Below are 22785 nucleotides of genomic sequence, written 5' to 3' on the forward strand. Positions count from 1 at the left end.
CCGGTGCGTACTCAGCGGGAATTGAGTACCCGCACCCATGCCCTTGGCTGTGGTGGGGGCCACACTGCGGCCATGAAGAACGTGCCGTCACCGGCTGAGGAACTGGCGATGCTCGACCGTGAGCTGCGCCAACTTGATGCCCGACGCGGGCAGTTGCTGGCCCGCAGGGCCTGGCTGGTCGCCGCGCTGCGGCCTGTTGCCGCACCGTTCGCGCCGCCCGCGGCGCCGCCGGCCGGCTTCGGCCCGTCGGCCGGGGCGCCCGCGATGCCCGCGGCGCCGCCCGAGACGTCCGCGCCTGGTGTGCAGAATCTGCTGCTGACGCTCGGTGGCCTGCTGCTGGCGATCGCGGCGATCGCCTTCACCCTGGTCAGCTGGGGCGAGATGGGCATCGGCGGGCGCGCCGTGGTTCTGGGCGTGGTGACGGTCGCGGCCCTCGGCACGCCGGCCGTGCTGCTGCGCCGGGGTCTGGTCGCGACGGCGGAGTCCGTGGCCGTGCTGGGTCTGGTGCTGATGGTCCTCGACGCGTACGCCCTGCACCGGACGGTGCTGGCGGGCACGGACGGGCTCGGTTACGCGGCTCTGGCATCGGCGGCGCTCGCGGCGCTGTGGTGCGGGTACGGGGTGTCGCTGCCCCGGCTGGGTTCGCCGCTGCCGGTGGCCGTGGCGGCCGGCCAGCTTCCGTTGCCGCTGTGGGCGCTGACCGCGGACGCCGCGGTCCCTCCCATGGAGTGGGCGCTGCTGCTGACCGCCGTGCTGGATCTGGCGGTCGTGCTGTGGACGCGGCCGGCCGGGGTGCGGGCGGTCGCGTGGACGGCGGCCGCCGTGACGGGTGGCGGGGCGCTGTTGACCGGGGTGTTCCGGTCGGTCGCGGCGGACGGCGCGGCGGCTGCCGCGGGTCCGGCGGTGCTGCTGGTCACGGTGGCGGCGGTCGCGCTGTTCGCCGCGTGGCGGGTGCCCGCGGCCGGCTGGGTCTCCGCCGTGTCGGGCCTGGCGGTGGTGGCGGGCGTCGGCGGTGTGGTCCGCACGGTGGTGCCGGACGGCTGGGCGGTCACGGGCTACCTGCTGTGCGCGGTGGCTCTGCTGGGTGCGGCGCGGGCCGTGCTGCCGGCGCGGCTGCTGCCGGGTGCGGCGGGTGCGGCCGGGGCGGTGCACGCCGCCGCGGTGGTGACGGCGCTGCCGCTGACCGCGTTGGCGCTCGCCGGCCCCGCCGCGACGACGGCGGACATCTGGTCCGGTACGCCGTCGCTGCTGGAGCCGGACGCGACGGCGGCGGGCCTGCTCCCGGTCCCTGTCGTGCTGCTGATCACCGCGGCGGTCCTGGTCGCGGCCTCGCGTCACCACGGCCCGGCGGCGGCGTCCGCCCCGCCTGCGGCCGGCACGCCCGCGCCGTGGCCGCCGCCCGTCGCGCCGCCCGACCGGTCCGGCCCGCTCCGGGCCGCCGCGCGCTGCGGGGCCCTGGTGTCGGCGTGGGCGGCGCTCACGGTCGTGCCCGTCGTGTTCGGTCTCGCGCACGCCGCCGCGCTCTCGTGGCAGCTGGCGCTGACGGCGGCCGTCCTGGCGCTCGGCGTCCGCCGGTCCGGCCCGGCGGGGACCACCGCGCTGGTCTGTGCGCTCGCCGGGTCGGTGAGCGTCGCGCTGCTGTCGCTCGCGACGCGGCCGGGGACCTTCGCCGTGCTCGGTGTCCTCGTCGTGGCACTCGCGTCCGCCGCGCTGCGGACCCGCGGCCCGGTGCAGGCGCTGCTCGCCTGTGCGGCGACGGTCTACGGGGCCGGCTTCGCCGGGGCGGCCGCCGCGGCCTGGGAGCTGCCGCCGCACCGGGCCGCGCTGGTGCTGCTGGCCGTGCCGGCGGCGACCGCGCTGCTCGGCGCCGTACTGCGGCGCCGCCCGGTCGCGCTGCCGGTGGAGGTCACCGGCGCGGCCACGGGGCTCTTGGCGATCGCTCCGGCGGCGGCCGACGCACCGGCGCCGGATCTGGCGCTGGTCCTCGCGCTGGCCGGCGTGATCGCCGCGGGCACGGCCGTCCGCCCGGAGCGACGGCCGGTCGCCGGCATCGTCGCGGCGGTCCTGTTCGTGACGGCGACGTGGGTGCGGCTGGCGGCCGCGGACGTCGCGTCCCCCGAGGCGTACACGCTGCCCGTCACCGTCGCGGCGCTGGCGGTCGGGGTGCTGCGGCGCCGGCGTGACCCGGGGGCGTCGTCGTGGACGGCGTACGGGCCCGGCCTGGGCGCGACGCTGGTGCCGAGCCTCGTGGCCGCCTGGGGCGACGAGCACTGGGTGCGTCCACTGCTGCTGGGGCTCGCGGCGCTGGCGGCCACCCTGGCCGGGGCGCGGTGGCGACTGCAGGCGCTGCTGGTGCTCGGCGGCACGGTGCTGACGCTGGTCGCGCTGCACGAGCTGGCGCCGTACGTGGTGCAGGTCGTCGGGGCGCTGCCGCGCTGGCTGCCGCCGGCCTTCGCCGGCCTGCTGCTGCTCGCGGTGGGGGCCACCTATGAGCAGCGTCTGCGGGACGCCCGCAGGCTGCGGGACCACCTGGCCCGGATGCGGTGAGGGGCGGGGCCCTGCGCCCCGACGCCGAATGCCCCGGAGACTCGAAAGTCTCCGGGGCATTCGGTCCGGATGGTGGGCGATACTGGGTTCGAACCAGTGACCTCTTCGGTGTGAACGAAGCGCTCTCCCACTGAGCTAATCGCCCGGGCGCACGGCAAACATTACCGCATGTCAGCCGGTGCCCCGGACCGCTTCTCGGTCACTGGCCGATCTTCCACGGCATGGCCAGGCCGAACTTCCAGAGGTAGACGGCGCAGAGCACCGCGACGATGACGAGGCCGATGGTGGTGAGGATGATGTTGCGCCGCCGGACCTTCGGGTCGAGCGCCCGCTGGGCCGCCTCCGTGACCTTGCGCTTGGTCCAGCGCAGCACCAGCTGGGCCCAGACGAACTCGGTCGCCCAGATCGCCATGCCGCCGAAGATCACGACCCAGCCGGGCCCGGGCAGCACCAGCATGGAGACGCCGGCGAGGACGACGGCGAGGCCGACGACGAAGACGCCGACCTGCCAGCTCACATGCAGCGTTCTGGACCTCTTGATGAAGTGCGGCGCCCTGGAGCCGAGCTCCCGTTCCTCCTGGGCGGCCTCCGGGACCGGCTCGGCCGTCCCCGTCGTCACGTCCCCCGTCACGGGGCGGGCCGCCGTCGCCGCGGCGGCCTCGTCCCGCTCGTCACTCTGCGCGTTCATATCTCCAAACCTACCGGATCGAACTCGGTCACTGGGATGGCCGTATAACGCAAAGTAATCCACCGCCGTACGAGCGACCTGAAGGACCCCAAAACGGTCAGAGGGGTTTACAACGGCACCCCAGGTGGCATGTCGATTTCGCCGACGTGCGAATCCCCGAGCGCACACTGAGCGAAAGGCCCTGGCGCTTATGAACACCACGGTCAGCTGCGAGCTGCACCTGCGCCTCGTTGTATCGAGCGAGTCCTCACTGCCTGTACCCGCGGGCCTGCGGTATGACACGGCCGATCCCTATGCCGTGCACGCCACCTTCCACACCGGAGCCGAAGAGACGGTCGAGTGGGTCTTCGCCCGCGACCTTCTCGCCGAGGGTCTGCACAGGCCCACCGGCACGGGCGACGTACGTGTCTGGCCGTCACGCAGTCATGGCCAGGGCGTCGTCTGCATCGCGCTGAGCTCCCCGGAGGGCGAGGCACTGCTCGAGGCCCCGGCGCGGGCCCTGGAATCGTTTCTCAAGCGGACGGACGCCGCGGTGCCTCCCGGCACCGAGCATCGGCACTTCGATCTCGACACGGAGCTGTCGCACATTCTGGCCGAGAACTGACTCCAGTCCGGCCGGCTGAAAGCCGCACGGCGCCGTCCGTCTCGGGGAGACGGCGCCGCGCGGACAACCGCATAGGGCGAACACCGGCGCCGTCGTCGCGGAATCCACCGCGGCGACGGCGCCGGTGCGCCCTCGGCACGAACCGCTAGAGTCAGCGCAATTCGGCGGGCACCGGCCCGCATCCGGCCAGGGAGCGAATTACGTGCTGATCCCCCACGACACCCGTAGTGCACTCGACACCGTCGTCGACCTGATGAACACCGCGCCGCAGAGCGGGCAGGACGACAACCTGGCGAATGTCGAAGCGCTCTACGACTTCGTTCGGAAGCACATGGTCAGCGGCGTGGGGGAACTGACCCAGCGGGATCTCAAGGCCGTGCACGGCATTCGCGCGCTGTTCGCGGAGGTGTTCGCGGCGACCGACAGCAGGGCCGCCGCGGAGACGATCAACCGCCTGGTGGCGGCGGCGGGCACGACTCCGCAGCTCACCGACCACGACGGTCATGACTGGCATGTCCACTACTTCGCGCCGGGCGCGTCGGTGGCCGATCATCTCGCGGCGGACTGCGGGATGGCGCTGGCGTTCATCGTCGTCGCCGGTGAGCAGGAGCGGCTGCGGCGCTGCGACGCCCCGGACTGCGGGCGCGCGTTCGTGGACCTGTCGCGCAACCGTTCCCGCCGCTACTGCGACAGCCGCACGTGCGGCAACCGTCTGCATGTCGCCGCGTACCGGGCGCGCCGCCGGGAGGCCGCGGGCTGAGGGGGTGGCGGGTCATCGCGGCCTCATAACCAGAAGAGGTCGTGAACGGCCGCCATGAGCAGCAGGACGCCGATCACCCCGAGGAAGATCATCAGGGGCGGCTGGGAGAGCGCGAAAAGGCATCCGCGCGGCTCCTGGGTCGGTGCGGGGGGACGGCCCCGCGAGGTATCGAGCATCTCGGGGTGATGATGACGCAGCCGGGACCTTGATCATCACCCAACACGCCCCATGGGCAGGGTTGTTCATCACATCCCGTGGCGCGGTGCCGTGCCCGCCGGGCCCGGCGGGCGCCGGATTCCGTGGCCGGCGGGCGCCGGATTCCGTGGCCGGCGGGCGTCAGATTCCGTGCTTCTTGAGGATGGCCTCGATGTCGCTGAAGTCGTCGTCGGCGGCGGACCCCTTGGGGCGGGCCGCCTTGGGCTTCTCTGCCGCCGGGGCGGAGCCGCCGAGGGAGGGCCGGGAGGCGGCCGGTTCGACGGCGTCCTGGCGGGCCGCCGCGGCAGCGGCCTTGCGTTCCTTGCGTGTGCCGCCCCCTCGGCGTTCGACGGCCCTGGTCGTGACGAACAGCAGCCAGGCGAGGCCAAGGACACCGAATCCGGCCCACGCGGTCGGGCTGAAGGCCGTGCCCACGGCCCACTCGACGGCACCGGTCATGACCAGGGCGACGGGGACCAGGGAGTAGGCCGCGATGCGCGCCGCGGCGAGGAAGCGCCGGCGGTACGCCGTGATCGCGGCGATGCCCAGGCCCGCCGCGGACACCGCGGAACAAATGGTCTCGGCAAGCATCCGGTCCTCCAGGCGTAGGCAGCTCGAGCGGTTTGCGTCCCTTCCATCCTGCACCGACCAGGGGGTCCGGGGCCACGGTCCGGGACGGGCACCGTGACATCTGGGGGAGATCTCGGGGGCGGACTCCTCCCCAGGTCCCGGTTGGGGCGGCGGGCGGCGGGCTGGGAGACTGGCGGCATGAGCGACTCCCCGACCGGCTCCCCCGTCGTCCTCGACGTCTGGTGCGAGCTCCAGTGCCCCGACTGCCACCGCGCCCTGGACGACCTGCGGGCGCTTCGTGCCCGGTACGGCGACCGGCTGGAGCTGCGGCTGCGGCACTTCCCCCTCGACAAGCACAAGCACGCGTTCGCCGCCGCGCAGGCCGCGGAGGAGGCCGCTGTCCAGGGGCAGGCGTGGCCGTACGTGGAGGCGGTGCTGGCGCGCACCGGGGAGCTGGCCGCGCGGGGCGAGCCGGTCCTGCTGGAGGTCGCCCGCGAACTGGGCCTGGACGCCGACGAGTTCGACACCGCCCTGGTCGACGGCCGGCACATCCTGATCGTCGACGCCGACCAGGCGGAGGGCAAGGCGATCGGCGTGACCGGCACGCCGACGTACGTCATCGGCGGCGAGCGGCTGGACGGCGGCAAGAGCAAGGACGGGCTGCTGGAGCGCATCGAGGAGATCGCCGACGGGCTGCTGACCGGGCGCTGAGCCGGCCTAGAACAGCCGCTTGGCGAAGTTGCGGTGGGTGGTGCGGTAGCCGAGGGACTCGTAGAGGGTGCGTGCCCGGTCGTTGCCCTCGAAGACGTGCAGAGCGATCAGCGGCCTCCCGGCGTCGGCCGCGATCCGCTCGGCGAGCAGCATCAGGGCCCTGCCGTGGCCGCGGCCCCGGCAGGGCTCGGCCACTTCGACGCCGAACACGTACGCACCCTGCTCGCCGGGGCGCACCTCCTGCTCGGAGACCCAGACGTGGCCGACGGCGGTGCCGCCGGCGAACAGGGCGTGGACGTGGACGCCCGGAGTGGCGCGGCCGTCCGGGAGGAAGCGGGCGTGGACGGCTTCCGACCGGGCGAGGGCCTCGTCCTCGGGCGAACCGCCCGAGGACAGGTCGCGTGCGAACTGCCGCACCGCGTGGGAGCGCCAGCGGTCGAACTCCGCCTCTGTCATGGGGCGGCTCTCGACGTCGCCGGGCAGCGGGGGCGGAGTCGCGGCCACCTCTTTGATCATGTTGCGGCCGCGCTCCGTGTAGCCGAGGGCGCCGGCCAGCCGCAGCGCGGGGACGGCGTCGGCGGGGACGGACGTGCGCACCTCGGTGCAGCGCCAGCCGCGCAGCACTTCCTCGGCCGCGAGGGCGGCGACGGTGCCGCGGCCGCGCCGTCTGTCGGCGTCGTCGATGCGCAGCGACCGTATGGAGCCGACGGGGCGGCCCGCGCCGGGGTCGGTGGCGAGTTCGACGCCGCCGACGGGTCTGCCGTTGACGCACACGTCGTAGCGGCGGGAGGTGGCGCCGGACTCGTCGCGCTGGATCGGCCCGGTGGGCCGCAGAGTTGTGGTCATCGAGGAGTTTCTACCTGCCCCGCGACCGTCCGACACCCGCTTTTTGCCGCTGGCCGCGGGCCGGTCAGCCGGACTTCGGGTCCTGGTCCGCCGCCGCGCGCTCCTCGAAGACCCGCATCGCCTTGGTCGTCACCGGCCCCGGGCCCTCGCCGGTGCCGCGCCCGTCGAGACGTACGACGGCCTGGACGTCGCGGAGTGTGGAGGTCAGGAAGATCTCCTCGGCGCTGTCGAGGACTTCGAGGGGCAGGTCGGTCTCCTTGGCGCCCGTCCATTCGACGGTGAGGGCGCGCGTGATGCCGGCGAGGCAGCCGGAAGCCAGGGGCGGGGTGTGCAGTTCGCCGTCGAGGACGACGAACACGTTCGAGCCGGTGCCTTCGCAGAGCTGCCCCACGGTGTTGGCGAACAGCGCCTCGGAGGCGCCGTGCCGGTGGGCCCTGGCGAGGGCGACGACGTTCTCGGCGTAGGAGGTGGTCTTCAGGCCGGTCAGCGCGCCGCGTTCGTTACGGGTCCAGGGGACCGTGACGACCGAGGTGGTGTCGGGGCGGCGGGCGGTCTCGCCGATCGCGACGATCAGGGTCGGGCCGTCGGCGCCACGATCGGAGCCGAGGGGGGAGAGCCCTCCGGTGTAGGTGATGCGCAGCCGGCCGAGCGGCATCGGGTTGGCGGCCAGCACGGCGGCGCAGGCGCGCCGGACCTCGTCGAGGTCGGGCTCCGGCAGCCCGAGGCCCTCGGCGGAGCGGGCGAGGCGTTCCAGATGGCGGGTGAGGGCGAAGGGCCGGCCGTGGACGGCCTTCACGGTCTCGAAGATGCCGTCACCCACGGTCATGCCGTGGTCGAGTACGGACACCCGGGCGTCCTCGAGCTCCGAGAGCGCGCCGCCTACCCAAACCTTCATCGAGCTGTCCTTCCGATTGCCGCGTACGCGCCCGACGCTACCGCCAGCAGCCGCGACGCCTTCAGTTCTGTCTCGGCCCATTCGCGCTCCGGGTCCGAGCCCCAGGTGATGCCCGCTCCGGTGCCGAACCGCAGGGCGTTCTCCGTGCGGTCGATCCAGAAGGTGCGTATGCCGACCGCGAGCTCGGCGGTGCCGCGGTCGGCGTCGACCCAGCCGATGCCGCCGCAGTACGGGCCGCGCGGGGTGGTCTCCAGCGTCTCGATGATCTTCAGTGCGCTGGACTTGGGGGCGCCGGTGACCGAACCCGGCGGGAAGGTCGCCGCGAGCAGTTCTGCCCAGCCGGCTGCCGGGGCGAGGTCGCCGCGGACGGTGGAGACGAGGTGGACGAGTCCGGGGTGGGCCTCGATCGCGCAGAGCGCGGGCACGCTCACGCTGCCGGTGGCGCACACCCGGCCCAGGTCGTTGCGGACCAGGTCCACGATCATGACGTTCTCCGCGTGGTCCTTCTCCAGGAGGTCGTCGGCGGTACGGCCCGTTCCCTTGATGGGGCCGGACTCGACGGAGCGCCCCTCGCGGCGCAGATACAGCTCGGGCGAGGCGGTCGCGATCTCCACGCCGTGCGCGGGCAGCCGAATCGTTCCTGCGTACGGGGCCGGGTTGCCGCGGGCCAGCAGGGCGGTCAGCTCGTCGACGTCCGCCGCGTCCGGTTCGGGCAGCGGGGCGGAGAGCACCCGGCACAGGTTGGCCTGGTAGACCTCGCCGGCCGCGATGTGTTCCCGGACACGTCGTACGCCGGCGGTGTAGGCGGCGCGGTCCAGCGACGACGTCCACGCGTCGGCCGCCGGCCCCCGCCAGCGTCCCGGGGCGGGCTCCGGAACCGGCTCGGTGCGGACATCGCCGAAGCGGGCGCAGGTCAGACGGCCCTCGAAGTCGGCGACGACCGCCCAGAAGCCGGTGGAGTCGAGGGCCGCGGGGTCGCTGGTGACGTCCCGGAGGTCGGTGGCGACGAGGGAGCCGAAACGGGCCAGAGGAGCGAGGTCGTGCACGTCTGTGAGTGTATGACCGGCGTGGCTGCGGCGGGGACGGGCGGCCGGTGAGCTGCCGCGACGTGAACACACGGCGGCAAGCTGCACAAACGCGTTTTTGTACTGGCCCCGGAATCCGCTAGAGTTCAACACGTCGCCGGGACGCGCAAGCGGATCGGAACCGACAAGCGGACGTGGCTCAGTTGGTAGAGCATCACCTTGCCAAGGTGAGGGTCGCGAGTTCGAATCTCGTCGTCCGCTCGAGAAAGTGGGGGATCTTCCCGACCCCCGCACTCCGGGTGGAGTGGCCGAGAGGCGAGGCAACGGCCTGCAAAGCCGTCTACACGGGTTCAAATCCCGTCTCCACCTCCAAGGACGATTAGCTCAGCGGGAGAGCGCTTCCCTGACACGGAAGAGGTCACTGGTTCAATCCCAGTATCGTCCACTGGGTCCGCGAGGACCCGAGCGCGATTAGCTCAGCGGGAGAGCGCTTCCCTGACACGGAAGAGGTCACTGGTTCAATCCCAGTATCGCGCACGCTGTACGCAGTAACGTGGGACGTGGTGACGCAGGTCACTTCGCGCTCCGCCGCCCTGCGCGATTAGCTCAGCGGGAGAGCGCTTCCCTGACACGGAAGAGGTCACTGGTTCAATCCCAGTATCGCGCACCAGCCGAAACCCCCGGTCGTCTCGACGACCGGGGGTTTCGTCATGTCCTGCGCGGTCCGTCAGGAGGAGAAGAGCATCCGGCCGAAGCCGCGCTGACGGTGGTGCCCGTGGTGGCCGCCCTGGTGCGGCGCGCCCCAGGCCGGCGCCGCGGGTGCGGGAGCGGCCGGGTACGCCTGCGGGGCCTGCGGCGGGGGCGGGGCCTGCTGGGTCCACTGCGACTCGAGGCGGGTCAGCGACTCCAGCTCGCCGTAGTCGAGAAATATGCCCCGGCAGCCGCTGCACTGCTCGATCTGGACGCCATTGCGGTTGTACGTGTGCATCGCTGCATGGCACTTGGGACACTGCATCGTCTGGTCAGCTCCTCGCCGTCTCGTCGACGTCACCGGGACAGCTGCCCGGGGACGAGGTCTTCACCCTACGACGGAGTCCCGGGCTCCAACTCGGGTGCCAGTGTCCCGATTCGGGTACAGGCGTCGAGCATCGCCCGTTCGTCCTCGTCCGCACCGCGGCCCTCCGCCGCCGACTTCGCCAGCGCCAGCGCCGCCGCCTGGACGGTCAGCGCCCTGGCGGGCACGTCCAGTTGGGGCCACGGGTCCTCCGCGGACGCGATCGCGGGGCCGCCGGCCGCCGCGTAGGCGCCGAGGAACCGCTGCCAGACCTCCGACGGCAGCAGGCCCGCGGCGAACCACGCTGCCGGGCGGGCGAGGTCCCAGGCCGGGTCGCCGAGGCCCAGGTCGTCGACGTCTATCAGCAGCCAGGGGCCGTCGGGGGCGGGGTGGCGCACGAGTTGGCCGAGGTGGAGGTCGCCGTGGCACACCCTCCGGCGCTCCGCGGCCGAGGACTCCTCGCCGCGGGCCCAGGCCGGCAGGTGTGCCCAGGCGCGCCGGACGTCGCGGGCGGCCGGGTCGTCCGCCGCGGCCGCCTCCATGCGGGCCATCGCGGCGGCGGCCTTCGCCGGGCCCCGCATCGGCGGCAGCGGGCCCGGGAGCTCCGCGGGCGCGACGCGGTGCAGGCGCGCCAGGAGGACCGCCGCGTCCTCCCAGGGCGCGGCGTCCGGGTCCGTGGGGTCGACGGGAGCGCCGTAGGGCCAGGCGGTGACGGGGCGGTCTGGCGCCGGGGCGCTCGCGCCGTGCGGGAGCGGCGGCAGGAGGATGCCCGCCAGCGCCGGGTGCGCCGCCAGCGCCAGACGAGCGCGGTGGGCGACCGGGTCGGTCCCGGGGGCGTGGGCCTTCGCCACGGCGGCGCCGTGACGCACGACGGTGCCGTCGGGCCGGTCGGCGAGCGTCTGCCCGTCCTGCGCGGCCCCGCACGCGCCACAGGTCCCGCGCGGCGTCGCCAGGTGGGCGGCGCTCCGGGCGACGGAGGCGAGTGCGCGTACGACGGAAGCGGTCACGCGGGGAGCGTAGCGCCGGGTACGGCGCGTGTGGCGACCACCCGGTCCCCTAACCTCGTGCATGAAGACGCCGGATTTCTCCGTCCACTTCCAGGAGGCGACAGTGCGCCGAAGGGGCACGCTGCTGCTCGCGGGCGCCGTGATCGTGACCTGCACGGTGCTCGTCGGCCCCAGCTCACTCAGCGATGCCCTCTTCACCAGGCCGCTGCCTGCCGAAGCCGTCAAGGACGTCGTGCCGAACCGGGTCATGACGTGGAACATGTGCAACCCCTGCGAGGAGAGCAACCTCGACCGGGCGGCGGAGATCGCCGCGTACGCGCCCCAGGTCATCGGTCTGCAGGAAGCCTGCGAGCCCGACGTCGCGAGGATCCGGGACTATCTGGAGAGCCGTCACGGGCTGGTCTACCACGTCGAGTACGGGACGGTTCTGCAGAATTGGGGGCGCTGCGGCGGAATGCCGTGGAGTCCGGGGGCCTATGGCCAGGCGATCCTCTCGGCGGCGCCGATGACGGACCGCGTCAGCGTGGAGTACCCCGACGGAGGGTCCGAGGACCGCGGGTACATGGCGGTCACCACCACGGTGGACGGCCGGCCCGTCCGGGTCTTCAACACGCACCTCGCCCAGCGGCGTCAGGAGGCGGTCCGGGCGGACCAGATCGACGTGCTCGCCGCGGCCGTCGCCCGGCACGACCGTGCGATCGTTCTCGGCGACTTCAACGCTGTGCCGGACGCTCCGGAACTCGCCGGGATGCGGGCACTGGCCACGGACACGGACCCCGAGTGCCGCCCCTCGCCCGCCGGCGACTGCAAGCCGACCACGGACTGGCGGAGCAAGTTCGACTACGTGTTCCTGCGGGGTGTCGTCCCGCTCGGCCACGGCGTGCACCCCACCCCGTACTCGGACCACCACCTGCTCCACTCCGACGTGGACATCAGCTGAAACCGTCGGCCCGGGGGCAGGTGGACGCCCCCGGAGCCGTGCCCGGACGCGAGCGAACAGGACTGGCCAGGGCCTGGGACCGGGCGACGCCCGGAGACCTGCGCCGCGGCCCTCCCCCATAGCCCTTCGGGCATGGGACGTACCCCCGTCGGACAACGCGCGATGGCCGGTCAGCTCCCCAGCTGACCGGCCAAACGCTGCCGTCCGCCGCACCCCCGTCCCCACGGGGTTGTTGGCCGGATGTCCCCGACCCGGACCGCTCTTCCGGGTCCGGGGCGCCGTTCAGCGCCCCAGCATCACGCCCACGGACGACGCCTGTGTGACCACTGCTTCCCAGCCGCCGAAGACGACCACGAGCAGTGCCGCGAGGGGAAGGACCATGGCCGTCGCCACCAGGGGGTGGCGCGTACCGGACCGGCGGCCGCCGAACGCGGCGGATGCCTTGCGTCCCTGCGTGCGGATCATCGTCCGCGTTGCCGTGTCCGTCATGGTCCTTCTCCTGTCGTGGTTGGCAGCGGCGGGTGTCTGACCTCGGGGGACGAGTGCTGCACCCGCCGCTTGACATCAACATTAGGGAAACGGCGGGGCCGGGACGTCATGCCCTCGTACCGATTGCCTGGCCTCCCGGAGGATGAGCCGTCACCCCCCGGCGTACTCCCCTGGGTGGAGACGGGTCTCCGGGTCTTGGGGTCTTCCCTGAGGGGACCCGGTCAGTCGGCGGTGTCCTCGCGCGGGACGGGCTGTTCGACCAGGGCCAGGACCCGGGTCGCCATGAAACGCGCGGTGCGGACGACGGAGCCGGAACGAGTGACTTCGCTCACTTCGACCACTCCTCTGCGCACCGCTGTCTCGACCCTGCGGCCCGCCCGGCTTGCCACCACTTCGTACGTACGCGTCGTGTCCCCCGCGTCCACCACTATCTCCACGCGGTCACCCTTCATCGATCCAATCCCCCTTCTGCGACGAGTCGTTGACATCTCGCACGGGTCGAAGGAGAGGGATCCGCCCTCCTTTGACCACTCCTCAAGTGTCCCATCGGGCACTGACAATCGATCCGAACGGGAGGGCGCGGCCTATGAGCGCACCGGCGCGGGGGTACGTAAGCTGTGGCACGTCACAAGCGGACGACCGGGCAGCGGGGTGGGGCCTCCCCACCGTAGGTAGGGGACGGACATGGCGATGATGCGGCTCCGGCGCGAGGACCCGCGAGTCGTCGGCTCGTTCAGGATTCACCGGCGGCTCGGCGCGGGCGGCATGGGTGTCGTCTATCTGGGCTCTGACCGGCGGGGGCAGCGGGTCGCGCTGAAGGTGATCCGGCCGGACCTGGCGGAGGATCAGGAGTTCCGGTCGCGGTTCGCCCGTGAGGTGTCGGCCGCGCGGCGTATCCGCGGCGGCTGCACGGCCCGGCTGGTGGCCGCGGACCTGGAGGCGGACCGGCCGTGGTTCGCGACCCAGTACGTCCCGGGGCCGTCGCTGCACGACAAGGTCGTCGAGGAGGGTCCGCTGCGGGCCGCCGACGTGGCCGCGGTGGGTGCCGCGCTGTCGGAGGGGCTGGTGGCGGTCCATGAGGCCGGTGTGGTGCACCGTGACTTGAAGCCGTCGAACATCCTGCTGTCCCCCAAGGGGCCGCGGATCATCGACTTCGGCATCGCCTGGGCGACGGGCGCGAGCACGCTGACGCATGTGGGCACGGCCGTGGGGTCTCCGGGTTTCCTCGCGCCGGAGCAGGTGCGCGGCGCGGCGGTGACGCCCGCGACGGACGTCTTCGCGCTGGGCGCGACGCTGGCGTACGCGGCGATGGGCGACTCGCCGTTCGGGCACGGCAGTTCCGAGGTGATGCTGTACCGGGTGGTGCACGAGGAGGCGCAGCTGCACGGGGTGCACGACGCGCTGGCCCCGCTGGTGTCGGCGTGCCTGGCGAAGGATCCGGAGGAGCGGCCCAGCACACTGCAACTGTCCATGCGGCTCAAGGAGATCGCGGCCCGGGAGGCGCAGGGACTCCAGCACGACGCCCGGCCGGCGGCGCAGCGGGAACGGGTCGAGTCGAACCGGCCGACCGCGCGCTACCCGGAGCGGCCTGAGCGCACCGAACGCCTGGAGCGGCGGACGGGCGGCTCGTCGCGGCCGCAGGCGCCGGCCCGCACGGGTGGCGGGTCCCGGCCGCAGCAGCCGCGTACCGCGGGCCGTACGAACGGCCGGCAGGGCAACGGCACCCGGCCGGGGGCTCGGACGACGTCGACCGGCCGGCGGCCGGCCAATCCGCGGCTGCTGCGCCAGCGGATCACCGTCTTCTTCGTGGTGACCCTGATCGTGGCGCTGGGGATCGCCGCGGCGCAGAAGCTGTAACGGCGACGCGCGGGCCGGGGCGCGGAAGCTGAAGCGGCCAGGCGGGCGCCGGGGCGCGGAAGCTGTAGCCGCTACGCGGGGCGGCCGGTGGCGACCGCGTAGAAGGCGACGGCGGCCGCCGCTCCCACGTTGAGCGAGTCGACGCCGTGGGCCATGGGGATGCGTACCCATTCGTCGGCGGCCATGAGCGCCTTGGTGGACAGCCCGTCGCCCTCGGCCCCGAGCATCAGCGCCACGCGGTCCAGACGGTGCGGGGCGGCCTCGTCGATCGAGGACGCCTTCTCGTCGGGGGTGAGGGCGAGCAGCCGGAAGCCCGCCTCGCGGACCGTTTCGAGGCCGCGGGGCCAGGTGTCGAGGCGGGCGTACGGGACGGAGAAGACCGCTCCCATGGAGACCTTGACCGAGCGGCGGTAGAGCGGGTCGGCGCAGTCCGGGGAGAGCAGCACGGCGTCCATGCCGAGGGCCGCCGCGCTGCGGAAGATGGCGCCGATGTTGGTGTGGTCGTTGACCGACTCCATGACGACCACCCGGCGGGCCGTGCCGAGCAGGTCCCCGGCGTCCGGCAGCGGCTTGCGCTGCATGGAGGCGAGGGCGCCGCGGTGCACGTGGTAGCCGGTGACGCGTTCGGCGAGGGCGGGGTCGACCGCGTACACGGGGGCCGGGACCTCTTCGATGACGTCCCGCATGACGTCGACCCACTTGGCGGACAGCAGCATGGAGCGCATCACGTAACCGGCCTGTCCGGCACGGCGGATGACCTTCTCGCCCTCGGCGATGAACAGCCCCTCCGCCGGTTCGCGGCGGCGGCGCAGCTCGACGTCGGTCAGGCCCGTGTAGTCGTGCAGACGGGGGTCGTCGGGGTCGTCGATGGTGATGAGATCGGCCACGGGGTGATACTGCCTTCTTGGATGTGCGGTGCCAACGGTTCCCGCAAAGTCGGGTTACCGGTGGTTACTTGGGCAGGCCGACGGCGACGACGTCACCGATGACGATGACGGCCGGCGGGCGTACGTCCTGGGCCCTGACGGTCTCCGCGACGGTCGCGAGCGTGGCGTCCACCCTGCGCTGGGCCGCGGTCGTCCCTTCCTGGACGAGGGCGAGCGGGGTGTCGGGCGCCTTGCCGTGCGCGACGAGCGCCTCCGCGATGGCTCCGATCTTGTCGACGCCCATGAGGATCACGAGGGTGCCGCGCAGCCGGGCGAGGGACTTCCAGTCGACCAGGGAGCGCGGGTCGTCGGGGGCGACATGGCCGCTGACGACGGTGAACTCGTGCGCGACCCCGCGGTGGGTCACCGGGATGCCGGCCGCGGAGGGGACCGAGATGGAGCTGGAGATGCCGGGCACGACCGTGCAGGGGATACCGGCCTCGGCGAGCGCCTGGGCCTCCTCCATGCCGCGCCCGAAGACGTACGGGTCGCCGCCCTTCAGCCGGACGACGGCCTTGCCGGCCTTCGCGTGCTCGATGAGCGCGTTGTTGATGGCCTCCTGGGCCATGAACCGCCCGTAGGGGATCTTGGCCGCGTCGATCACCTCGACGTGCGGCGGGAGTTCGTCCAGGAGGTCGCGCGGGCCGAGCCGGTCGGCGATGACGACGTCCGCCTCCGCGAGCAGCCGGCGGCCCCGGACCGTGATCAGGTCGGGGTCGCCCGGTCCGCCGCCGACGAGGGCGACGAACGGGGCACGGCTGCGGCGGTGCGGCGCGGCGAGGGTGCCGTCGCGCAGGCCCTCGACGATCGCGTCGCGGACGGCGGCGGAGCGGCGCGGGTCGCGGCCGGTGAGGACGGCGACGGTGACGCCGTCGCTGCGGCCGGTGGCCGGGGTCCAGGCGGTGGCGGCGTCCGCGTCGTCGCTGCGTACGCACCAGGTCTTGGTGCGCTCGGCCTCTTCGGAGGCGCGGGCGTTGGCGTCGGGGTCACCGGTGGCGACGAGGGCGTACCAGGCGTCGGCGATGTCGCCGTCCTCGTAGCGGCGACGGGTCCAGGCGATCTCGCCGGACTCGGCCATCGCCTCGACGGAGGGCGTCGCGGACGGGGAGATCAGGGTGACGTCGGCACCGGCCGCCACCAGGGCGGGGAGTCTGCGCTGGGCGACCTGTCCGCCGCCGATGACGACGACGCGGCGCCCGGCGAGTCGCAGGCCGACGGGGTAGGCGGGGTGCTCGGCGGGCGGGACGTGCTCAGCCATGGCGGTGCGGCTCCTCGGGCAGGGCAGTGCGTGAGTGACGCCGCTGCGACGGTGAAGCGGCTGGTGGGGACAGGTGCGGGGTCCTGGCGACCACGATACGGCCCCGCTCACGGGGCTGTCGGGGGCCGTTGCGGAACGGTTGCCTCCGAGTTCGTCACGCACCCGGTGCGGAGGTGGACCGGGTGTGTGACGCAGGGCGTGCGTGGGGGGCGTGGCGGGGTGCTACTTCTCGGTGACTCCGGCCGAGTCGAAGGTCGCCACCTCGTGCATGGCCCGTGCCGCGCTCTGGACGATCGGGAGCGCCAGCAGGGCGCCCGTGCCCTCGCCGAGGCGGAGGTCCAGGTCGACCAGGGGCCGCAGGCCCAGCTTGTTCAGCGCCGCCACATGACCCGGCTCGGCGCTGCGGTGGCCCGCGATGCAGGCGGCCAGCGCTTCGGGGGCGATGGCCCGCGCGACGAGGGCCGCCGCGCCGGTGCTGACGCCGTCGAGGACCACCGGGGTGCGCAGGGAGGCGCCGCCGAGGATGAGGCCGACCAGCGCGCAGTGCTCCAGACCGCCGACGGCCGACAGCACGCCGATCGGGTCGGCCGGGTCGGGCCGGTGGAGCTCGAGGGCACGGCGCACGACGTCGACCTTGCGGGCGTGCATCTCGTCGTTGATGCCCGTGCCTCGGCCGGTGATCTCCGCCGGGTCGACGCCCGTGTAGACGGCGATCAGGGCGGCGGAGGTGGTGGTGTTGGCGATGCCCATCTCACCGGTGAGGAGCGCCTTGTTCCCGGCGGCCACCAGGTCACGGGCGGTCTCGATGCCGACCTCGATCGCCGAGAGGACCTCGTCGCGGGTCATGGCGTGCCCGGTGGTGAAGTCGGCGGTGCCGGCGCGGACCTTGCGCGGCAGCAGGCCCGGGGTGGCGGGCAGGTCGGACGCCACGCCGACGTCGATGACGCAGACCTCGGCGCCCACCTGGTTGGCGAAGGCGTTGCAGACCGCTCCCCCGCCGAGGAAGTTGGCGACCATCTGGCCGGTGACCTCCTGGGGCCAGGCCGTGACGCCCTGGGCGTGCACTCCGTGGTCGCCGGCGAAGATCGCGACGGCCGCGGGCTCCGGGATCGGCGGTGGGCACATCCGGGAGAGACCGGAGAGCTGCGCGGAGATGATCTCCAGCATCCCGAGCGCGCCGGACGGCTTGGTCATCCGCTTCTGGCGTTCCCACGCCTCGCCGAGCGCCTTGGCGTCCAGCGGACGGATGTTGGTGACGGTCTCCTGCAACAGGTCGTGGGGCTCCTCGCCCGGCAGCGCACGGCGGCCGTAGGTCTCCTCGTGGACCACCCAGGACAGCGGGCGGCGCTTGGACCAGCCCGCCTGCATCAGCTCGGGCTCCTCCGGGAACTCGTCGACGTACCCGACGCAGAGGTAGGCGACGACCTCCAGGTGCTCGGGCAGGCCGAGCGTACGGACCATTTCACGCTCGTCGAAGAACGACACCCAGCCGACGCCGAGGCCCTCGGCGCGGGCCGCGAGCCACAGGTTCTCGACGGCGAGGGCGGAGGAGTACGGCGCCATCTGCGGCTGGGTGTGCCGGCCGAGGGTGTGGCGGCCGCCGCGGGTGGGGTCGGCGGTGACGACGATGTTCACCGGGGTGTCGAGGATGGCCTCGATCTTCAGTTCCTTGAACTGCTTCGCCCGGCCCTTGGGCAGCGACTTGGCGTACGCCTCGCGCTGCCGCTGGGCCAGTTCGTGCATCGTGCGGCGGGTCTCCGCGGAGCGGATGACGACGAAGTCCCACGGCTGCGAGTGGCCGACGCTCGGCGCGGTGTGGGCGGCTTCGAGGACACGGAGCAGGACCTCGTGCGGGATGGGGTCGCTGCGGAAGCCGTTGCGGATGTCGCGCCGTTCCCGCATGACGCGCAGGACGGCCTCGCGCTCGGCGTCGGCGTAGCCGGGGGCCGGGGGCGCGGCGGGGTGGTCCTCGGCCGGCTCGACGTCCGCGACGGCGGGTCCGGCGTCCGCCGGGGCGGGCTGGGCGGCGTCGGGGGCAGGCTGGGCGGGGGCGTGTTCGGCCTCCCGCGGTGCGGCGTCGGCCGCGGCGGTGTCGCCGGGCTCGGGCGCGGCTTCCGGGCCGGCCTCCGCGGGCGCGGCCGTCTCGGCGAGGGCGGGCGTCTCGGCGGCGGGGACGGGCGTCTCGGCGGGGGCGGCCGTCTCGGCGGCGGGGACGGGCGTCTCCGCGGGGGCGGCCTCGGGCTGCGCCTCATCAGGGGCCGGCGTGCCGGCGGCGGGGGTGGGGGCGTCCACGGGGGCGGCCTCGGGCTGCGCGTCGGGTACCTGCGGGCCGGCGGGCACGGTGGCGGAAGCGGGAGCCTCCGCCACCGGGGACGGGCCGGCGGGGGCGACGGCAACCGGCTCGGCGGCGGGCGCCTCGGGGGCGGCCGGCGTCAGGTGCTCCGCCGGGGGCGGCGTGGCACCCTCCGGGGCCGTGACGGGGGCGTCCTGAGCGGCGGCTTCGGGCGCGTCCGTGCCCGGCTGCCGCTCCGGCTGCGGAGCCGGCGCTTCCGCTTCCGGCGCGACGGCCACCGGCTCGGCCTCGACGGGTACGGGCTGCGCCTCCGGATGCACCTCTACGGGGGCCTCGGCCTGCGCGGACGGCTGCGGAGCGACGGCGGTCTCGGGGGCGACCGTCTCCGGCGCGTCGGCGACGACCGGAGCGGCCGGCTCGACGGCCTCAGCGGCCGGAGCGGGCGCCGCCGCGGGTGCGGGAGCCTCCGGCTCGGTGACGGCCGCCTCGGGCACGGCCGCTTCCGGGGCCACCGGCTGGTCGGACCCGCCGGCTCGCGGCGCGGGCACGGTGGCCTGCGCGTTCTCGGGGGCGTGCTCGGGGGCGTCCTCCGCGGCGGGCGGGGCGGGCGGGGCGACCGTTTCTGCCGGGGCCGCCGTCTGCTCCTGCGCCGGCCGGGGGTCCCAGGGGGCCCCGGCCTGCGGCGGGATCTCGCCCAGCTGCGGGCCCGGCAGCTCGGCGGCCGGGTCCTCCCGCGGTACGTCGAGGTACTCCACGCCGGTGGTGGCTGCGGCCTGGGCCTGCGCGGTGCGTACGACCATCGGGTGCGGCGGCGTGCCGGCCGGCCCGCGGTCGGCCAGCGAGCGGACCACGCCGCTCGAGGACTCGGGCACGGGCGGTCCCATGTGGAGCGGGCGGCGGGCGGGCGCCGGCGTCGGCATGGCGGAGGTGGCGGCGGCCGGTGTCCGTACGGCTCCGAGGTCGACGGCGCCGGAATCGCGACCGCCCGCCTCGTGTGCACCGGTCTCGTGAACCGCCGCCTGTGCCACGGCCTGAGCGGCCTCGGCCTCCACGGCGGCCGACGGCTCCGCGACAGCCTCGGGCTCCGCGCCGGCCGGCGCCACGCCCGGAACGACCGACATGGTCCCCTGCACCTGCGTCAACGGCTCGTGGGCCGCGGCCTCCTGCGGCTGGACCTCGTGGAACTGCGGCTGCTGGGGCTGCTGCTGCGCGTGCCCCGACGCTCCGGCGGTCTGGGACACCTCGACGAACTCGGGCGCCGGCGTTGCCGCGTTCTCCGTGACCGGGGGAACGGGCTCCGCCGTCTGCAGGGTTCCGTGCACGACCGGCGCGGCCTGGTAGTCCTGGGGCGCGTAGCCCACCGCGCCGTGGTCCGGCCGGTACTCGCCGCTCTGGTGCTGCGGTCCGGCGGCGTGGTTCGCCATCGGGTGAACGGAGGCGGCCGCGGCCGCGTACTGATCGGCGGCGGGCACGCCCTGCGGGTGGTGCCCGCCCTGGGCGGGAGCCGCGTGCTGGGCGTCGCTCCAGGCGCCCTGGGAGCCCGGCATCAGCAGCAGGTCGTCCTCTTCGGGGCTGTTCTCGGAGTTCTCGAGGTAGGTGTACGCGTCCGGAGCGGGGATGCCCGGCTGCTCCACCATGCCTGCGTTCTCCGGCAGCCCCTCGCCCGGGATCTGGCCGGTGTCAGTCATGCGCGTACCCCTCGCCCATCGGTTTGCTCCTTCGCCCTTCGCCCGGGGCGTCCGACAGCGGCACACCGGACGCCCGTGAACAAGAACGAGCGTGTGCGCCGCGCGGCACGATTGACCCACGGACCAAAGCATTGTCGCGGTCGTTCGCCACCACGGCAGCAAGATCCGCCGTGGTTCGCTGTGGGCTGCGCCACGTCGCGCGACCCCCCCGGTATCGACGTACCACATACGGGAACCAAAGTGACTCCCTTTTCCGGACATTGACGAACGAAGCGACGAACGCCCGGCTGCGGTACAACGATCGGCCAGCCTACCCCGGACCGTCTGTCACGGGGGGCCGGGGCCGAGGCTCGGACTGCCTTCCGCAGAGCAGGAAGACCACCGAGCGTTCCCGCTCCGACCAGTCGGAGGTGTCCATTTCGACGGACTGGAGGAGGGCGCATTCGACGGTGTATCCACCGGCCGCGAGGGCCGCGCCGATGGCCTCCGCCTCGTCGCGCGTGGAGGCATGGGTGACGATGCGCTCCGGCCTGCGGTCGGCGACGGCGGTGACGACCGGCACTCCCCCGCCGCCGATCCGCACGACATCGGGCTCGGGCAGCCGTTCGAGGACGTGCGGCGCGCGTCCGTGCACGACCTGGAGCTGGACGCCGAGGCGACGTGCCGCCGCCTCGCTGCGACGGCAGGCTTCGGGGTCGTCGTCGACGGCGATGACGGCGGCGCCGAAGCGGCCGGCTTCCGCGGCGAGCGCGCCGCTGCCGCAGCCGATGTCCCAGACGAGGTCGCCGGTGCGCGGGCCGAGCCGGGCCAGTTGGGCGGCCCGCAGCCCGGCGTACTCGCCCTCGCCACGGGTGGGCGTCTCCTCGGGCGGCAGCGCCCAGCCGCGGTCGGCCGGCGGATAGCCCGGGTCGCGGCCGGCGATCCAGCCGCCGGTTCCGGTCGGGGCGGGCGCGCTGCCGGTGCCGCCGATGACGATGACGACATTGGGGTCGCGCCACATGTGGTCGGCGACCTTGTCGGAGGTGAGGACGGTGACCTGCTCGCGGGTCGTGCCCAGTTCCTCGCAGATCACGAAGGTGCGGTGGATGCCGTCGAGCAGCAGCGCCAGTTCGGCGGGGCCGGCGCCCGGGGAGGTGAGGATCCCGACCTTGGTGTGGGCGCGGCACACATTGACGGCGCGGCGCAGGGTGCGGCGGTGTGCGACGACGATCTGGGCGTCGTCCCAGGGCATACCGGCCCTGGCGAAGGCCGTGGCCACGGAGGAGACGGCGGGGACGACTTCGACCTCCAGGCCGTACTCGGGCGCGCGCAGGGTGCGTACGACGCCGAAGAAGCCCGGGTCGCCGTCGGCGAGGACGACGGCGCTGCCGCGGTGTCCGGCGATACGGCGGGCGGCGAGGCCGACGCTGCCGAGCCGGATGCGTTCGGCGCTCGGCGGGACCTCGGGCAGTGCCAGGTGGTGGGCGGCGCCGGCCACCAGAGTGGCGGCGGAGAGGGCGGACCTCGCTGCTCGGGTGAGAGGCGAACCGTCCCAGCCGATCACCGTGACCCGGTCGGCCATCGTCGTCAGTCTCCGTCAGTTGTCGCAGGTGGTGGGCAGTACCGCGGGTACGCGTCGCACCGTGAGCGTACCTGGCGGCCATGGCCGCGGGCGGTACGGAGGGCGTCCGGACGCCCGGGCGGCCTCAGTCCCAGTCGGTGAGGGAGCGGTATCCGGCCTCGGCCATCCGGTCGGCCTCCAGGTCTTCGGGCAGCAGGCTCCACACGATGAGGTCGGTGCGGATGTCCGTCCAGCTTCCGGTGCCGTCGTCGGGCCTGGTCCGGGCTATCCAGGCGTTGCGCAGGACGCCTTCGCTGATGCAGCCGATCTTCTGCGCGACCTGCTGGGAGGCGGTGTTGTCGGCGGCGGTGCGCAGTTCCATGCGTTCGAACTTCTGGTTGCGGAAGAGCCACCGGGCGACGGCGAGGACGGACTCGGTGGCGTATCCCTCGCCGCGTGCCCAGGGGGCCGTGACGTAGGAGACCTCGGTGGACAGGGTCCGCCAGTCGGTGTTGCGCAGGTGGACGACGCCGACGAGCCGCTGGGTGAGGAACTCGGTGACGGCGAGGACGATGCCGCGGCCCTCGGTCCGCTCCGCAGGAGCGATCCTGCGGACCCAGTCCTCGGCGTCCGCCGTCGTATAGGGGTGGGGCACGGAGGTCCAGGCGGTGACCATCTCGTCGTTCATCATCTCGGTGTGGGCCGCGATGTCCGCGTCCTCGTAGGGGCGCAGCACCAACCGCTCCGTGCTGATGGACACGTCCGGGAAGGTGGTAGTCATGCGCAGCTCCATGCCGAAGACTGTCGATAAATGGTCAAAGCCGTTGGGTTGTCGTAGCCGTAAAGGCACAGCATGCAACATCGGGTGCGGGCCGCGCATGGCCGGGTGGGG

General features: G+C 73.7%; 20 protein-coding genes and 6 tRNA genes. 11 read left to right on the forward strand and 15 right to left on the reverse strand.

Going from position 1 to position 22785, the window contains the following annotated elements; genetic code table 11:
- Nucleotides 1–72: 72 nt before the first annotated feature.
- Nucleotides 73–2547 carry an SCO7613 C-terminal domain-containing membrane protein gene (locus ACFYOP_RS26160; RefSeq protein WP_356894946.1) on the forward strand — a complete coding sequence of 825 codons (2475 nt, stop codon included), beginning with the start codon at nucleotides 73–75 and terminating at the stop codon, nucleotides 2545–2547.
- Nucleotides 2548–2617: 70 nt separating this feature from the next.
- Here ACFYOP_RS26160 and ACFYOP_RS26165 read toward each other — a convergent pair.
- Nucleotides 2618–2692, reverse strand: a tRNA-Val gene (locus tag ACFYOP_RS26165).
- 54 nt (nucleotides 2693–2746) lie between these two features.
- On the reverse strand, nucleotides 2747–3235 hold the full coding sequence (locus ACFYOP_RS26170; RefSeq protein ID WP_356894948.1) for a TIGR02611 family protein: 489 nt from the start codon (nucleotides 3233–3235) through the stop codon (nucleotides 2747–2749).
- 190 nt (nucleotides 3236–3425) lie between these two features.
- Between ACFYOP_RS26170 and ACFYOP_RS26175 the strand changes: the two genes are divergently transcribed.
- A complete protein-coding gene (locus ACFYOP_RS26175) occupies nucleotides 3426–3839 on the forward strand; it encodes an SsgA family sporulation/cell division regulator (RefSeq protein ID WP_003987206.1) in 414 nt (137 codons plus the stop codon).
- 202 nt (nucleotides 3840–4041) lie between these two features.
- Nucleotides 4042–4599: a CGNR zinc finger domain-containing protein gene (locus ACFYOP_RS26180; protein WP_356894950.1), complete on the forward strand. Its 558-nt coding sequence runs from the start codon at nucleotides 4042–4044 to the stop codon at nucleotides 4597–4599.
- Between the two features lie 336 nt (nucleotides 4600–4935).
- Here the strand turns inward: ACFYOP_RS26180 and ACFYOP_RS26185 are convergent, their stop codons facing one another.
- Entirely contained in the window at nucleotides 4936–5385 is a 450-nt protein-coding gene (locus tag ACFYOP_RS26185) for a hypothetical protein (RefSeq protein WP_356894952.1), read from the reverse strand.
- A gap of 177 nt (nucleotides 5386–5562) precedes the next feature.
- Between ACFYOP_RS26185 and ACFYOP_RS26190 the strand changes: the two genes are divergently transcribed.
- Nucleotides 5563–6075: a DsbA family protein gene (locus tag ACFYOP_RS26190; RefSeq protein ID WP_356894954.1), complete on the forward strand. Its 513-nt coding sequence runs from the start codon at nucleotides 5563–5565 to the stop codon at nucleotides 6073–6075.
- A gap of 6 nt (nucleotides 6076–6081) precedes the next feature.
- Here ACFYOP_RS26190 and ACFYOP_RS26195 read toward each other — a convergent pair whose 3' ends face one another.
- The 3 genes from ACFYOP_RS26195 to ACFYOP_RS26205 form a co-directional block, all read right to left on the reverse strand.
- Nucleotides 6082–6921 (reverse strand): GNAT family N-acetyltransferase, encoded by an 840-nt coding sequence (locus ACFYOP_RS26195; protein ID WP_356894956.1) that lies wholly within the window; start codon nucleotides 6919–6921, stop codon nucleotides 6082–6084.
- Nucleotides 6922–6985: 64 nt separating this feature from the next.
- Complete coding sequence (locus ACFYOP_RS26200) at nucleotides 6986–7816, reverse strand: aminodeoxychorismate lyase (RefSeq protein WP_356894958.1); 831 nt, start codon at nucleotides 7814–7816, stop codon at nucleotides 6986–6988.
- Nucleotides 7813–8862: a chorismate-binding protein gene (locus tag ACFYOP_RS26205; protein ID WP_356894960.1), complete on the reverse strand. Its 1050-nt coding sequence runs from the start codon at nucleotides 8860–8862 to the stop codon at nucleotides 7813–7815. The genes ACFYOP_RS26200 and ACFYOP_RS26205 overlap by 4 nt, the downstream gene beginning before the upstream one ends.
- A gap of 167 nt (nucleotides 8863–9029) precedes the next feature.
- Here ACFYOP_RS26205 and ACFYOP_RS26210 point away from each other — a divergent pair.
- The 5 genes from ACFYOP_RS26210 to ACFYOP_RS26230 all read left to right on the forward strand — a co-directional run bounded on the left by ACFYOP_RS26210 (nucleotide 9030) and on the right by ACFYOP_RS26230 (nucleotide 9511).
- Nucleotides 9030–9102: transfer RNA gene (locus ACFYOP_RS26210), tRNA-Gly, on the forward strand.
- Nucleotides 9103–9139: 37 nt separating this feature from the next.
- Nucleotides 9140–9213, forward strand: a tRNA-Cys gene (locus ACFYOP_RS26215).
- A gap of 1 nt (nucleotide 9214) precedes the next feature.
- A tRNA-Val gene (locus ACFYOP_RS26220) sits at nucleotides 9215–9286 on the forward strand.
- A gap of 20 nt (nucleotides 9287–9306) precedes the next feature.
- A tRNA-Val gene (locus ACFYOP_RS26225) sits at nucleotides 9307–9378 on the forward strand.
- Nucleotides 9379–9436: 58 nt separating this feature from the next.
- Nucleotides 9437–9511 (forward strand) — tRNA-Val (locus tag ACFYOP_RS26230).
- A 57-nt stretch (nucleotides 9512–9568) separates the two neighbouring features.
- Here ACFYOP_RS26230 and ACFYOP_RS26235 read toward each other — a convergent pair.
- Both ACFYOP_RS26235 and ACFYOP_RS26240 read right to left on the reverse strand, forming a co-directional pair.
- Nucleotides 9569–9856 carry a zf-TFIIB domain-containing protein gene (locus ACFYOP_RS26235; RefSeq protein WP_356894962.1) on the reverse strand — a complete coding sequence of 96 codons (288 nt, stop codon included), beginning with the start codon at nucleotides 9854–9856 and terminating at the stop codon, nucleotides 9569–9571.
- A gap of 68 nt (nucleotides 9857–9924) precedes the next feature.
- Nucleotides 9925–10902, reverse strand: a complete 978-nt coding sequence (locus ACFYOP_RS26240; protein WP_356894964.1) for a phosphotransferase — start codon at nucleotides 10900–10902, stop codon at nucleotides 9925–9927.
- A 61-nt stretch (nucleotides 10903–10963) separates the two neighbouring features.
- Here ACFYOP_RS26240 and ACFYOP_RS26245 point away from each other — a divergent pair, with 61 nt between their 5' ends.
- Nucleotides 10964–11842 carry an endonuclease/exonuclease/phosphatase family protein gene (locus ACFYOP_RS26245; protein ID WP_356894966.1) on the forward strand — a complete coding sequence of 293 codons (879 nt, stop codon included), beginning with the start codon at nucleotides 10964–10966 and terminating at the stop codon, nucleotides 11840–11842.
- A 282-nt stretch (nucleotides 11843–12124) separates the two neighbouring features.
- Here ACFYOP_RS26245 and ACFYOP_RS26250 read toward each other — a convergent pair whose 3' ends face one another.
- Complete coding sequence (locus tag ACFYOP_RS26250; RefSeq protein WP_356894968.1) at nucleotides 12125–12331, reverse strand: hypothetical protein; 207 nt, start codon at nucleotides 12329–12331, stop codon at nucleotides 12125–12127.
- A 221-nt stretch (nucleotides 12332–12552) separates the two neighbouring features.
- Complete coding sequence (locus ACFYOP_RS26255; protein WP_356894970.1) at nucleotides 12553–12783, reverse strand: hypothetical protein; 231 nt, start codon at nucleotides 12781–12783, stop codon at nucleotides 12553–12555.
- Between the two features lie 232 nt (nucleotides 12784–13015).
- On the opposite strand from ACFYOP_RS26255, the gene ACFYOP_RS26260 reads away from it, so the two are divergent.
- Entirely contained in the window at nucleotides 13016–14188 is a 1173-nt protein-coding gene (locus ACFYOP_RS26260) for a protein kinase (protein WP_356894972.1), read from the forward strand.
- A 71-nt stretch (nucleotides 14189–14259) separates the two neighbouring features.
- Here ACFYOP_RS26260 and ACFYOP_RS26265 read toward each other — a convergent pair whose 3' ends face one another.
- The 5 genes from ACFYOP_RS26265 to ACFYOP_RS26285 all read right to left on the reverse strand — a co-directional run bounded on the left by ACFYOP_RS26265 (nucleotide 14260) and on the right by ACFYOP_RS26285 (nucleotide 22686).
- Nucleotides 14260–15075: an RNA methyltransferase gene (locus ACFYOP_RS26265; RefSeq protein ID WP_356894974.1), complete on the reverse strand. Its 816-nt coding sequence runs from the start codon at nucleotides 15073–15075 to the stop codon at nucleotides 14260–14262.
- Nucleotides 15076–15139: 64 nt separating this feature from the next.
- Nucleotides 15140–16372, reverse strand: a complete 1233-nt coding sequence (gene cobA, locus ACFYOP_RS26270; protein ID WP_356894976.1) for a uroporphyrinogen-III C-methyltransferase — start codon at nucleotides 16370–16372, stop codon at nucleotides 15140–15142.
- Nucleotides 16373–16594: 222 nt separating this feature from the next.
- Entirely contained in the window at nucleotides 16595–20353 is a 3759-nt protein-coding gene (gene cobT / locus ACFYOP_RS26275; RefSeq protein WP_356894978.1) for a nicotinate-nucleotide--dimethylbenzimidazole phosphoribosyltransferase, read from the reverse strand.
- A gap of 310 nt (nucleotides 20354–20663) precedes the next feature.
- Nucleotides 20664–21914, reverse strand: a complete 1251-nt coding sequence (gene cbiE / locus ACFYOP_RS26280; RefSeq protein WP_356894980.1) for a precorrin-6y C5,15-methyltransferase (decarboxylating) subunit CbiE — start codon at nucleotides 21912–21914, stop codon at nucleotides 20664–20666.
- Between the two features lie 124 nt (nucleotides 21915–22038).
- Nucleotides 22039–22686 carry a GNAT family N-acetyltransferase gene (locus tag ACFYOP_RS26285; RefSeq protein ID WP_356894982.1) on the reverse strand — a complete coding sequence of 216 codons (648 nt, stop codon included), beginning with the start codon at nucleotides 22684–22686 and terminating at the stop codon, nucleotides 22039–22041.
- Nucleotides 22687–22785 lie beyond the last annotated feature (99 nt).

The sequence above is a fragment of the Streptomyces sp. NPDC006294 genome (assembly GCF_042870895.1).
In the GTDB taxonomy this organism is placed as follows: domain Bacteria; phylum Actinomycetota; class Actinomycetes; order Streptomycetales; family Streptomycetaceae; genus Streptomyces.

What these genes read in the sequence shown, in the direction of transcription:
- ACFYOP_RS26200 (WP_356894958.1), bottom strand. Translation starts at nt 7,816, where the DNA reads ATGAAGGTTTGGGTAGGCGGCGCGCTCTCGGAGCTCGAGGACGCCCGG.
- cbiE (WP_356894980.1), bottom strand. Translation starts at nt 21,914, where the DNA reads ATGGCCGACCGGGTCACGGTGATCGGCTGGGACGGTTCGCCTCTCACC.
- ACFYOP_RS26190 (WP_356894954.1), top strand. Translation starts at nt 5,563, where the DNA reads ATGAGCGACTCCCCGACCGGCTCCCCCGTCGTCCTCGACGTCTGGTGC.
- ACFYOP_RS26255 (WP_356894970.1), bottom strand. Translation starts at nt 12,783, where the DNA reads ATGAAGGGTGACCGCGTGGAGATAGTGGTGGACGCGGGGGACACGACG.
- ACFYOP_RS26185 (WP_356894952.1), bottom strand. Translation starts at nt 5,385, where the DNA reads ATGCTTGCCGAGACCATTTGTTCCGCGGTGTCCGCGGCGGGCCTGGGC.
- ACFYOP_RS26245 (WP_356894966.1), top strand. Translation starts at nt 10,964, where the DNA reads ATGAAGACGCCGGATTTCTCCGTCCACTTCCAGGAGGCGACAGTGCGC.
- ACFYOP_RS26260 (WP_356894972.1), top strand. Translation starts at nt 13,016, where the DNA reads ATGGCGATGATGCGGCTCCGGCGCGAGGACCCGCGAGTCGTCGGCTCG.
- ACFYOP_RS26170 (WP_356894948.1), bottom strand. Translation starts at nt 3,235, where the DNA reads ATGAACGCGCAGAGTGACGAGCGGGACGAGGCCGCCGCGGCGACGGCG.
- ACFYOP_RS26285 (WP_356894982.1), bottom strand. Translation starts at nt 22,686, where the DNA reads ATGGAGCTGCGCATGACTACCACCTTCCCGGACGTGTCCATCAGCACG.
- ACFYOP_RS26235 (WP_356894962.1), bottom strand. Translation starts at nt 9,856, where the DNA reads ATGCAGTGTCCCAAGTGCCATGCAGCGATGCACACGTACAACCGCAAT.
- ACFYOP_RS26175 (WP_003987206.1), top strand. Translation starts at nt 3,426, where the DNA reads ATGAACACCACGGTCAGCTGCGAGCTGCACCTGCGCCTCGTTGTATCG.
- ACFYOP_RS26195 (WP_356894956.1), bottom strand. Translation starts at nt 6,921, where the DNA reads ATGACCACAACTCTGCGGCCCACCGGGCCGATCCAGCGCGACGAGTCC.
- cobA (WP_356894976.1), bottom strand. Translation starts at nt 16,372, where the DNA reads ATGGCTGAGCACGTCCCGCCCGCCGAGCACCCCGCCTACCCCGTCGGC.
- ACFYOP_RS26160 (WP_356894946.1), top strand. Translation starts at nt 73, where the DNA reads ATGAAGAACGTGCCGTCACCGGCTGAGGAACTGGCGATGCTCGACCGT.
- cobT (WP_356894978.1), bottom strand. Translation starts at nt 20,353, where the DNA reads ATGACTGACACCGGCCAGATCCCGGGCGAGGGGCTGCCGGAGAACGCA.
- ACFYOP_RS26250 (WP_356894968.1), bottom strand. Translation starts at nt 12,331, where the DNA reads ATGACGGACACGGCAACGCGGACGATGATCCGCACGCAGGGACGCAAG.